General features: G+C 68.3%; 7 protein-coding genes and 2 pseudogenes. 8 read left to right on the forward strand and 1 reads right to left on the reverse strand.

Annotated features, from left to right (window positions below):
* The first annotated feature begins 93 nt into the window (after positions 1-93).
* From ACLVWQ_RS39075 to ACLVWQ_RS39100, 6 genes are all read left to right on the forward strand, one after another.
* Entirely contained in the window at positions 94-870 is a 777-nt protein-coding gene (locus tag ACLVWQ_RS39075; protein ID WP_414114077.1) for an ABC transporter permease, read from the forward strand.
* Positions 871-918: 48 nt separating this feature from the next.
* Positions 919-1,623: a response regulator transcription factor gene (locus ACLVWQ_RS39080; protein WP_414114078.1), complete on the forward strand. Its 705-nt coding sequence runs from the start codon at positions 919-921 to the stop codon at positions 1,621-1,623.
* Complete coding sequence (locus tag ACLVWQ_RS39085; RefSeq protein ID WP_414114079.1) at positions 1,620-3,137, forward strand: ATP-binding protein; 1,518 nt, start codon at positions 1,620-1,622, stop codon at positions 3,135-3,137. The genes ACLVWQ_RS39080 and ACLVWQ_RS39085 overlap by 4 nt, the downstream gene beginning before the upstream one ends.
* A gap of 285 nt (positions 3,138-3,422) precedes the next feature.
* On the forward strand, positions 3,423-5,675 hold the full coding sequence (locus tag ACLVWQ_RS39090; protein WP_414114080.1) for an MMPL family transporter: 2,253 nt from the start codon (positions 3,423-3,425) through the stop codon (positions 5,673-5,675).
* Between the two features lie 106 nt (positions 5,676-5,781).
* Complete coding sequence (locus tag ACLVWQ_RS39095; protein WP_414114081.1) at positions 5,782-6,945, forward strand: sensor histidine kinase; 1,164 nt, start codon at positions 5,782-5,784, stop codon at positions 6,943-6,945.
* A gap of 16 nt (positions 6,946-6,961) precedes the next feature.
* On the forward strand, positions 6,962-7,633 hold the full coding sequence (locus ACLVWQ_RS39100; RefSeq protein ID WP_414114082.1) for a response regulator: 672 nt from the start codon (positions 6,962-6,964) through the stop codon (positions 7,631-7,633).
* Positions 7,634-8,524: 891 nt separating this feature from the next.
* On the opposite strand, the pseudogene ACLVWQ_RS39105 reads toward ACLVWQ_RS39100, so the two are convergent.
* Positions 8,525-8,707 (reverse strand): annotated as a pseudogene (locus ACLVWQ_RS39105) (CorA family divalent cation transporter); the annotation flags it as partial.
* Between the two features lie 829 nt (positions 8,708-9,536).
* Here ACLVWQ_RS39105 and ACLVWQ_RS39110 point away from each other — a divergent pair.
* Together ACLVWQ_RS39110 and tpg are read left to right on the forward strand one after the other, a co-directional pair.
* Positions 9,537-10,424 (forward strand): annotated as a pseudogene (locus ACLVWQ_RS39110) (transcriptional regulator); the annotation flags it as partial.
* A gap of 3 nt (positions 10,425-10,427) precedes the next feature.
* The gene (gene tpg, locus ACLVWQ_RS39115; RefSeq protein ID WP_414114083.1) at positions 10,428-10,985 is read left to right on the forward strand and encodes a telomere-protecting terminal protein Tpg; all 558 of its coding nucleotides are present in this window, start codon (positions 10,428-10,430) and stop codon (positions 10,983-10,985) included.
* Positions 10,986-11,140: the final 155 nt, after the last annotated feature.

The following is an 11,140-nucleotide window of genomic DNA, read 5'->3' on the forward strand; positions in this document are numbered from 1 at the left end:
ACCACGCAGACCTCTGGCAGGGCGACGAAAGCCCGCCGGCGCCCGCTCGTGCTCCGACTTCAGCCGCGACCGCGTCGTGCGAAGGATCGGAGGGTGACCTTCTGGCACTGCCTGCACGCCGAGTGGATCAAGATTCGTACGATGCGGTCGACGTTGTACGTGATCGTGGGCACCCTGGCGTTCTGCCTCGGACTCGCCGCGCTGAACGGCTCCTCCGCAGGCAGCGAGTTCGCGGACCTGAGCCCCGCGGACCAGGCGTCGTTCGACCCGCTGGCCACCAGTCTGCGCGGTTACCTGCTCGCGCAGATCGCGCTCGGTCTGCTGGGCGGTCTGGTCATCACTTCTGAGTACGGCGCGCGAACGATCGTCCCCACTCTGATCGGGGTTCCACACCGGGCGCGGGTGCTGGCATCCAAGGCTGTGGTGCTGGTGGGCGTGGCGCTCCCGGTCGGGATCGCGGTGTCGCTGGCCGGGTTTCTGGTCGGGCAGGCGTCGCTGTCCGGGGCGGGCGCTCCGCACCTGGCGCTCTCCGACGGCGTGGCGCTGCGCGGCATCTTTGGTGGTGGCTTGTACCTGGCACTGGCCGGGCTCTTCGGACTGGCTCTGGGCACGGTGATCCGCTCCACGACGGCAACGGTGACCACACTGTTCGGGGTGATGCTGATTGTTCAGGCATTCGCCCCGGCCCTGCCCGGACAACTGGGTGACTGGGTGTCGAAGTACTGGCCGCCGATCGCGGGCGGGCAGATCATCACCAGCTATCAGGACCCCGACTTGCTGAGTCCCTGGGCAGGGGTGGGTGTCATGGTGGGGTCCGTGGCGGTTCTGATGGCGGCGGCGTTCATTGTCTTCCGCAAGCGTGACGCGTAGCGGGACGGCACAGTGAAGACAGAAGATCATCGGTCGGGGACAGGTGCCATGATGACGACACAACGACTGCTGCTGGTCGAGGACGAGCCCACGCTGTGTGAGCTGCTGTCCGCCAGCTTGCGGCTGGCCGGCTTCGAGGTGACCGCGGCCCAGACGGGCGGCCAGGCCCTGGAGGCGGTCCGCGACAACCGACCCGACCTGATCGTCCTGGATGTGATGCTGCCCGACCTCGACGGCTTCGAGGTGGCACGTCGTCTGCGTGAAGGCCCCTCCGGTCTGGGAACCGGGCAGCCGCCGATTCTCTTTCTGACCGCCCGGGACGCGGCGGAGGACCGCATCAGCGGTCTGCGGGCAGGCGGGGACGACTACGTCACCAAGCCCTTCAACCTGGAGGAACTCATCCTGCGCATCCAGGCCGTGCTGCGCCGAACCAGCGGCCGTCGGCCCGATGGGCTCCTGGTGGTGGACGACCTGGAGCTCGATCCCGGCAGCCACCAGGTGACCCGCAGCGGCCGGCCCGTGCAACTGTCTCCGACCGAGTTCAGTCTGCTGCGCGTGCTGATGGAAAACGCGGGCCAGGTCCTGTCCAGGCATCAGCTTCTGGACCAGGTCTGGCACTACGACTTCGACGGTGACGACTCCATCGTCGCGTCCTACATCAGCTACCTGCGCCGCAAGATCGACATCGCAGAACCGAAGCTGATCCACACGGTGCGGGGGACCGGCTACGTTCTGCGCAGGTCCCGCGCATGAGTACCGCCTCCACGCGCGGGCCGATCAGCCGGATGTCGCTCCGCGGGCGGGTCGTGGCCATCACGCTGTTGCTGGTCGTCACCGCCCTGCTGGCCAGCAACGCCGTACTCGTCACCTTGCTGGAGCGGCAACTGGTGCACCAACTGGAAGACCGGCTGCGCGCCGCTGGCGCGACGGCGGCGCGGCTGTCGAACCTGGAGGACGTGCCCGGCGAGACGGCACCGGAGCTGCGCGAGGCAGTGGAGCGCGACCTGACGGGCGACGTCTACGTCGTCTACCTCGATTCCGACGGGCAACTGCGGCGTACGCTGCGTCCGGCCGTGCACAGCGCCCCACGTCTTCCCGTCCTTGACACAGCGGCGGTCGCCGTCCGCGAACAACGTCCCTTCCAGGTGGCGGCCAAGGGCGACGACGAGGAGTGGCGTGTCATCGCTACTCCTTTGGCCCCGGGCCAGGACGTCGAGGCGGGCAAGGGCGGCAGCGTCGTCGTGGCCGGTTCCCTGGCTCCGGTCCATACGACGATCCGGCACCTGGGCGTGTGGATGCTGGTGATCGATGCGGTGGTGCTCATCGGGTTGGGCGTCGTCGCCTGGTTCGCGGTGCGGGCCGGCTTGCGGCCGCTGCGGCGCATGGAGAAGACAGCAGCTGCCATCGCGGGCGGGGACCTGTCCAGCCGGGTGCCGCAGCCGGCCACCCTACGCACAGAACTGGGCCGGTTGTCCGCCGCCCTCAACGGCATGCTGGACCGCATCGAAGCCGGCGACGCCGCCCGCGCGGCCACCAACGCGCGCATGCGTACCTTCATCGCGGACGCCAGCCACGAACTGCGCACCCCGCTGTTCGGGATCAAGGGCTTCACCGAGCTGTACCGGATGGGCGGCATGCCCCAGCGTGCGGACGTCGATGCTGCCATGAGCCGTATCGAACGTGAAGCAGCCCGCCTGGTCCGCATCGTCGAGGAACTGCTGCTGCTCGCCCGGCTCGACGAAGACGCCACCGCTGACGCGCATCTGACCCTTCGCCTGACTCCCATGGACCTGCGCACCCTGGCCGCCGACGCCCTGCACGACCTGCGGGCCATGGCACCCGACCGTCCTGTCACCCTGACCGGCCCGGCCGGCGGCCCGCCCGGTGGCGCCCCGGTTCTGGGCGACGAGTCACGCCTGCGACAGGTCACCTCCAACCTCGTCGGCAACGCCATCGCCCACACCCCGCCCGGCACGCCGGTACGTATCGGCGTCGGCACTCTGCGGGGCCAGGCCATCCTCGAACTCAGCGACGAGGGACCAGGGATGACAGCCGAACAGGTCACTCACGTCTTCGACCGCTTCTACCGTGCGGACACCGCCCGCGGCCGCACACAGACCGGCGGTGCCGGACTTGGTCTGTCCATCGTCCGCTCCCTGGTGACCGCTCACCAAGGCCGTGTCGAGGTGCGCTCTCAGCCCGGGGAGGGCGCCATGTTCCGCGTCCTGCTGCCGTTGTATTCCGACAGCTCCGTCGGCGATTCCTGAGGATCACCCGAGCCCGTCGGTCCGCTGTCGCGGCCAGTGGGCGGTAACCGACACATCGAGCACCTCCAAAAGAACCGATGGCGTGCGCCGCCAGGTGTGCCGCCGTCCTGTTCTGTGCGGCCTCCTGCCTTTTATCGCAGGAGGAGTACCTGCGGGATATCACACCCCCGCCGAGCCCTACTTGTTTTTGAGTACGGGGGATCGTCGATACGGCCGACGACACGAATGCGGCCGGCCCGGCAGGGTGAACGACGTTCCCGATATCCAGATATGGAGATGTCTTTCATGGCGACTTTCTTGCATCGGGTGGGCCGCTGGGCCTTCCGAAGGCGCCGCACCGTGGTGCTGGCCTGGGTGGCCGTACTGGCTGCCGTGTTCCTCGGGGCCTCCAGCGCGTCCGAGGCATCGGAGGACTCGTCCTCCCTGCCCGGCATCGAGTCCCAGCAGGCATTCGACCTGATCAACGAGCGGTTCCCGGGCGCCGAGGCGGACGGTGCGGAGGCCCGCATCGTGTTCGTCGCGGAACACGGCGGGCAGGTCACCTCCGCCGCCGACCGGTCGGCCATCGATGAACTCGTCACGGCGGTGGCCGACGGGCCGCAGGTCGCCGACGCGGCCGGCCCCTTCGACACGAACGCGGTCAGCAAGGACGAGTCGACCGCGTACGCCACCGTCACCTACAAGGTCGTCGGCGACGATCTCACCGACGCCAGCAAGACGGACCTGACCAAGGCGGTCGAGCAGGCCCGGGACGCGGGCCTGACCGTCGAGGTCGGCGGCTCCGCGCTGGAGACCGAGGCCGCGCAGGGCTTGGGTGAAGTACTCGGCGTTCTCGTCGCCGCAGTGGTTCTGCTGATCACCTTCGGCTCACTCGCCGCCGCCGGCCTCCCCCTGCTCACCGCCATCCTCGGCGTCAGTATCAGCCTGGCCGGAATCACCGCTTTGAGCAGTGCCTTCGGATTCTCCTCGACGGTCGGTGAACTGGCGATGATGCTCGGCCTCGCCGTCGGCATCGACTACTCCCTGTTCGTGGTCTCGCGCTACCGCGAGGAGCGGGCCAAGGGACACCAGCCGCAGGAGTCCGCGGCCCTGGCCGTGGGCACGGCCGGAAGCGCGGTCGTCTTCGCCGGACTCACCGTCGTCATCGCTCTGCTGGGTCTCTCCGTCATCGGCGTCCCGGTGCTCAGCAAGATGGGTGTCGGCTCGGCAGGCGCCGTCGTGGTCGGAGTCCTGATCGCCCTGACCGCGGTGCCGGCACTTCTGGGTTTCTGGCCGAATGCGGTGCTCTCGCGCCGTGACCGCACGGGCGGACGTCGCTCCCGCACCAAGATCCTCAGCCTCGTCGGCAGGACCAGGACGGCCGGCACCACCACGAAGGCCCCCTGGGGTGTTCGCTGGGCGCAGTTCGTGGTGAGCCGCCCGCTGCCCGTCCTGCTCCTGTCGGTGATCGGTCTCGGGGCGCTCGCGGTGCCGTCGCTGGACCTGCGGATGGGCATGCCTGGCGATGAGGCCAAGTCGACCGCGACCACCGAGCGCCGCGCCTACGACGCCCTCGCCGAGGGCTTCGGCCCCGGCTTCAACGGCCCGCTGACCGTGGTGGTCGACGTCAAGGAGGCCAAGGACCCGCAGGCGGCCGTGACAGCGGTCTCCAACAAGCTCACCGGCACCAAGGGAGTTGTCTCCGTCTCCCCGGCACGGTTCAACGAGGCCCAAGACACAGCGGTGATCGCCGCTGTCCCCTCAACCGCACCCACCAGCAGGCAGACGCAGGACCTGGTGCACACCATCCGCAGCGAACGCAGTGCGGTGGAGTCCTCCACCGGCGCCGACTTCAAGGTCACCGGCACCACCGCCCTGAACATCGACGTGGGCCAGAAGATGCAGGACGCCCTCATTCCCTACCTCGCGGTCGTCGTCGGTCTCGCCTTCCTCCTCCTGGCCCTGGTCTTCCGTTCGATCCTGGTGCCGCTCAAGGCCGCGCTCGGCTTCCTGCTGTCCGTCGGCGCGGCCCTCGGCGCGATCGTCACGGTCTTCCAACAGGGCCACGGAGCCGGCCTCTTCGGCGTCGACGAAACCGGCCCGATCATGAGCACCATGCCCATCTTCCTGGTGGGTATCGTCTTCGGCCTCGCCATGGACTACCAGGTCTTCCTCGTCTCCCGGATCCGGGAGGCGCACATCCACGGAGAAGGGGCCGACCACGCTATCGTCACCGGATTCCGGCACAGCGCCCAGGTCGTGGGGGCAGCAGCGCTGATCATGATGGCGGTGTTCGGCGGGTTCATGACGGGCGGCGAATCCCTGGTCAAGATGGTCGGCTTCGGACTGGCCAGTGCCGTCTTCTTCGACGCCTTCGTCGTCCGTATGGCCTTCGTGCCCGCGGTCCTGGCGCTCCTCGGCAAGCGGGCATGGTGGCTGCCGCGCTGGCTGGACCGGCTGATGCCCCGTGTCGACGTCGAGGGCGAAGCACTCACCCAGCGGGTCTCCACGCCGAATGATCTGCCCGCCGACGATCCACGGGCCTCCGTGACGGTCTGACGCACATGCCGACCGGGCCGCTCCACTCCAGTCCAAGAGCGGCCCGGACCGGCCTCCGCTCCGTCCACTTCTTCAGCCCACGGTCACGGTACTGCTCGGAGAAACCATGGTCACCCGTCTGCGACGCCGCGTCGATCGCCATCCCCGCCTGGTCGAAGCGGCCTTCCTCCTGTTGATATGTGCGGCCACCGGTAACCAGTACCGCCGGGCCGGCGACGACACCCTGTGGTGGCCGGGTTTCGCCCTCGCGGCAGTCACGTGTACGAGCCTGCTGGCGCGCCGCCGACGCCCCGGCGCCGTAGTCGTCCTCACCACCCTCGGCACCGCCGTCGCAGGTGCCCAGGGCAGCGCCTTCGGACCACTCCTGCTGCTCCCGGTCATCGTCGCCCTGTACGAACTGACTCTCCAGGTCTCTCTGCGAGCCATCCGTATCCACGGTCTCCTGGTTGCCGTCATCCTCGTGCCCATTGCCCTGCGCTGGGATGCGGAGGACGAGCCCTGGGCGAACGAGGCGGTGAGCCTGGCCTTCTGGATCCTGCTGCCCATCCTGCATGGATCGGCCGTGCGAGCGCGCCGCGCGTACATGGACACCGTCCGTACACGTGCCGAGGACGCCGAACGCACCCGCCATGAGGAAGCACAGCGCCGCGTCACCGAAGAGCGCGTCCGTATCGCCCGGGAACTGCACGATGTGGTGGCCCACCACATGGCCCTCGCCAACGCCCAGGCCGGCACAGCCGCCCACCTGTTCTCCACTCGTCCCGAGCAGACCGGCCGCATCCTCACCGAGCTCACCGGTACGACCACGGCGGCGCTGCGCGAACTTGAGGCAACCGTGGGCCTGTTGCGTCAGCCTGAGACCGCCGAGGAATCGCTGAACCCCGCACCTGGACTTGACCGGCTCCCTGACCTGGTCGCGGCCTTCGCCGCCGCCGCACTGCACATCACGATCGCCGTCGAAGGCCCCGTGAAGGCCCTGTCGGCCGGGGTGGACCTGACCGCCTTCCGGATAGTGCAGGAAGCGCTCACCAACGTTGCCAAACACGCCGCGGTGAACACGGCACATGTCCGCCTCGTCTACGGCCGGGGGCAGTTGACGATCACCGTGAGCAACGACAGAAGTCCGATCACGCCCCCGCGGGCGCCCGGCGGAGGCTTCGGTCTCATCAGCATGCGCGAACGTGCTCAGTTCGCCGGGGGCAGCTTTCGTGCGGGGCGCTGCCCGGAGGGCGGCTTCGCCGTCACGGCCGAACTTCCCATCAGCACCTGACCAGAGAGCACGTTCCATGACGATCCGCGTACTGATTGCCGACGACCAGGCCCTGCTGCGAGCGACCTTCCGGGTGCTGATCGACTCCTGTGACGACATGGAGGTCGTCGCCGAGGCCGCCGACGGGCAGCAGGCCGTCACGCTGGCCGGCCTCCACCGCCCGGACGTCGTTCTGATGGACATCCGAATGCCCGGCACCGACGGACTGGCCGCGACCGCCGCCATCTGCGACCGGAGCGAGCTGCAGGACACACGCGTCCTCATCCTCACCACGTTCCAGACCGACGAGCACGTCGCCCAGGCCCTGCACCTGGGTGCGAGCGGCTTCCTCGGCAAGAGCACCACCGCCGACGCCTTCCTCGACGGCATCCGCACGGTCGCCTCCGGTGACGCCCTGCTGTCACCCGTAGCCACCCGCTCACTGATCACCCGTTTCCTCGCCCTGCCCGTGCCCAGCTCCGTCGCCCCTGCCCCCGAGCGATTCAGCAGCCTCACTCCGCGAGAGCGCGAGGTACTGGCCGTGGTCGCGGAGGGCAAATCCAACGACGAGATCGCCGACGCACTCTTCCTCAGCCCCCTGACCGTCCGCACCCACGTCCAGCGGGCCAAAACCAAGACGGGCGCCCGCGATCGTGCGCAGCTCGTCGCCTTCGCCTACCAGTCCGGCCTGATGCAACCGCCACGGTGACAGACGAGGCGACCGGTGCCTTTCACCGACCGATCATCCTGCGCGCCATGAGGGCGACACAGTGAGCTCGGCTGGATCAGGTACTTGGCTCTGTACGAGGCTGGACAGCCGCTGACCGGCGGGGCCAGGGCCTGCCTGACAATTCCCGGTCGCACGTTTCCGGGTGAAGGGAAGGCCGCAATTGATGAGTACGTCCGTAAGGGCACCCGCTGCCCGCTGCCCTTCGTGCCACGGCGGATGGGTTTCGTGCCGGCATGGCTGCCACTTGTCCATATGCAGTCAATATGCAGACGAACAACGCGTCTTGATGTTTGCCGTGGAGCAGCGGGGATAGTTCCCGGGAACCAGACCGGTTCGTTCCCGCGCTCTACGCATACGGTTGCTCGATTTCCTAAGGTTTCGGCGTGCCAATTCGATTAGGCATGCGGGTTTTCATAACAGTGCTGATGACGGCCGGGGTGATGGCGGGCGGAGTGCCGGCCACCACTTTCGCCGGCTTTCGAAGGGGCCGACGGCGGCCACCGCGGCCACCTCCAGGGCTGGGACGGCCAGCACCTCGGACTCGTGCCCGACGGCGTCCGCAGCAGTGACGACGTCCGGGGCATCCAGACACTGCCCCGCCGCCGGGTCGTGGAAAGATCCGTGTGCGCCACGAGGCGCTCTGCCTGTATTCCCGGTTCAGCCGGGAGGAACTCGGAGGGAGGTTCTTGGGTCGCCTGACTTACCTGGACGCGCAAGCGCGAGGGGACAAGGGCATGTCAGGAAAGCGGTGGCCGTCCGGACGCGTCCAGGGCGGGGTACTCCAGATTCTCCCCAGCGGTTTGAGCGGCGCCTGTGGCGGCTGTGCTCGCGCCGCCGAACCCGGCGCGCGAGCACTCGTGAGCCGATTGCTCAGAGCCAGTCCCGCCGCTTGAAGATGACGTACAGGCTGGTGCATACAACCGCCATCAGGGCGACCGCGAAGGGGTATCCGAGTACCCAGTGCAACTCCGGCATGTGGTCGAAGTTCATGCCGTAGATCGTGCCGACCAGGGTCGGTGCGAACAGGATGGCGGCCCAGGACGAGATCTTCTTGAAGTTGCCTACCTAGACGCACTGACCTGCGTCTATATGGATATCCGCGCTTCTGACCTGCGCCGATGCATGTTTCAGTGTCTTTCAGATTCGTCCCGCGTTATGCAGCCCATTCTCCCCAGGCGCTCCCCAGCGCCGCTCATACTCCCCAGATTCTCCCCAGAGTTGGCCGTGCTGGCGCGCTGGATGCGCTGAGGAGTCGGACGACCTGCGGCACGGTCTCAGGCACGGTGAGTGACTGGTATTGGTGGGGAAGGCGGAGACCCGCCAGCAGATTCTTCGTTTGCTAGTGGTACTGGCGGTACAGCCTTCTGACCAGCAAGGATGTCGGTCCGACGGGTTCAATGTGGGGAGTTGGCCCGCGTATGGTCCGGATCTTGGTGGTAGTGGTGCGTGTTGTACCGCGATGGTTAGGGTCGGCTGCCCGTCGACAGGCCCGGTCGACGTCGAGGGTGACGGACGGCCGGAGCGCGCCCTTTCCGCTTGAGGGCTCGCAAGGCTGGTGGTGTCGGCAGGCGTCGATCCGGCCGCCCGTCAGTCTGGCGGTGCCGGGAACATGGCAAACTCGTCGTAGAGAACGCTGGCCACCACACAGTGGTGCAGGCCGCTCAAGAGGTGGCTGCCGACATGGCGCAGGGCCGCAGGGTAGCCGTTTTCGCGCTCCCGGCGGGCGTCGTACCGCTCTGGCGGGGGCCCACCCATGGTGGCCGGACGGGCGCAGAGTGCTCTTCCATGCCGGCACCAGCCTCTTGCACGCCGGAATGTCCGAGAGAGCGATCACCGACTGGCAGAACGCCGCCCGCACCGTCGACGATCGCCTTGGGTCGCAGCACCCGGACTCACTCGGGGCCCGACACTGAATGGGCCGACCTGCCTGAGCGGCAACTCGACGTTCGACCCGGCGCTGCCCGGCTCGTGGCTGGTCGACCTCAGCCACGTCGACCTGTCCCGCGTGAAGGTCAACGGTCGCACCGTCGACGGCGACCGGCTCCCCAGCCCCTTCATGCCCAGGGGCGAGAGGCCCGAGGGCCCGGCCTGGTACGCCACGCCCACCGTCGCCTACGCGGTGGAGCTCGGCTTCGACGTCGCGCCGATCGAGGCGTACGTGCGCACCCGGAGCGGCCGCTACCTGGACGCCTGGTACAGGCGGCTGCGCGACGCGTACGTGGCCACGATGGCCGACCTCGGCGTCACCACCGACCTCACCGGCCAGGACTTCCTGAACGCGATGGCACGGCGCAAGCAGACCGACCCGACGATGGCGCTGCTGGAGACCGCGATCAAAGCGACCGCGAAGGGCGGCATCGGGAAACTGCGCCAGCGCAGCCGGGGCCAGGTGCCCTACTACGAGCAGTACCCGGCGCTGAAGCGGGAGACGTGGCGGCCCGACATCCGTGCCGCCGTGCTGGCCAACCAGCGCGTCGGCCTGCACCGCAAACTGATGAAGACGGCGGCCGCGGCCGGCCTGTACCCGACGTCCATCGGCACCGACGCGATCGTCTACCCCTCGCCCGGCCCGTCCCCGCTCGACGTCGTGCCGCTCACCGGCGAGGGCAAGCCCGTGCCGGGCACATTCCGGCTCGGGGTCTCGCCCGGGATGGTCAAGCACCAGGGCACCCAGACCGTCCTGTGGGCAGAGCAGCAGTTCGAGGAGCGCGGCGTCTTCAACATCTCCAACCTCATCAAGACCGACCAGAGCGCCGGAGAAGGGGAGTAACCCATGGCCGACTCGCTCGGGGACAGCCTGGACCAGGCGCTGGAGGGGGCGTTCACCCGCCGCATCCCGCAAAGCGTCCAGGCGCAGATGAAGTACCTGGTCAAGCAGCTCAAGGGCACCAAGGCCGCCGCGCAGGCCCTCGGGATCTCCCAGCGCACCGTGGAGCGGTACGTGGCGGGCAAGTTCAAGCGGCCCCGCCGGGACCTGCGGGACCGCATCGAGCGTGAGGTCAAAAAGCGGTGGCAGCCGCAGATCCGCGCGAAAGCCCGCAAGAAGGCGACCGCCTCGGACGGCCTGGTCGTGTCCACCCGCGCCCGGTTCGGGTTCACCGCCGAACCCGGCACCACCGACGACGCCCGCATCCGCGACATCACCCAGGCCCTGCCGCCCGTCTTCGCGGACCGCCTGTTCACCGCCCGCGAGCAGGGCGCCACCGAACAACAGCTCCAGCAAATCGCGGCCGACGGCCTCGCCCAGATGTACTTCCGCGACAACAACCGCCGCGCCCACGGCCTGGGCGTCGAATTCACCGACGTGGAACACATCCAGATCGACCTGTAGGGACCAAATCCGACGGGTCTCATTAACGCGGTGGCTGGTCAGAGCCGTCTTATGTTGACCGCCAGTGCGACAACATTTCGCGGATAGCGAGCGTGTGGGGGTGCTCGCCGCCCAGCAGCCGCTCCGTATCGGCCGCCACCCGCTCCAGCAGGACG

This window comes from Streptomyces sp. CWNU-52B, assembly GCF_047444975.1.
In the GTDB taxonomy this organism is placed as follows: Bacteria; Actinomycetota; Actinomycetes; order Streptomycetales; family Streptomycetaceae; genus Streptomyces.

Bases quoted from the DNA above. Each gene is read 5' to 3' on its own strand.
- ACLVWQ_RS39080 (WP_414114078.1), top strand. From the start codon at position 919: ATGATGACGACACAACGACTGCTGCTGGTCGAGGACGAGCCCACGCTG.
- ACLVWQ_RS39085 (WP_414114079.1), top strand. From the start codon at position 1,620: ATGAGTACCGCCTCCACGCGCGGGCCGATCAGCCGGATGTCGCTCCGC.
- ACLVWQ_RS39090 (WP_414114080.1), top strand. From the start codon at position 3,423: ATGGCGACTTTCTTGCATCGGGTGGGCCGCTGGGCCTTCCGAAGGCGC.
- ACLVWQ_RS39095 (WP_414114081.1), top strand. From the start codon at position 5,782: ATGGTCACCCGTCTGCGACGCCGCGTCGATCGCCATCCCCGCCTGGTC.
- ACLVWQ_RS39100 (WP_414114082.1), top strand. From the start codon at position 6,962: ATGACGATCCGCGTACTGATTGCCGACGACCAGGCCCTGCTGCGAGCG.
- tpg (WP_414114083.1), top strand. From the start codon at position 10,428: ATGGCCGACTCGCTCGGGGACAGCCTGGACCAGGCGCTGGAGGGGGCG.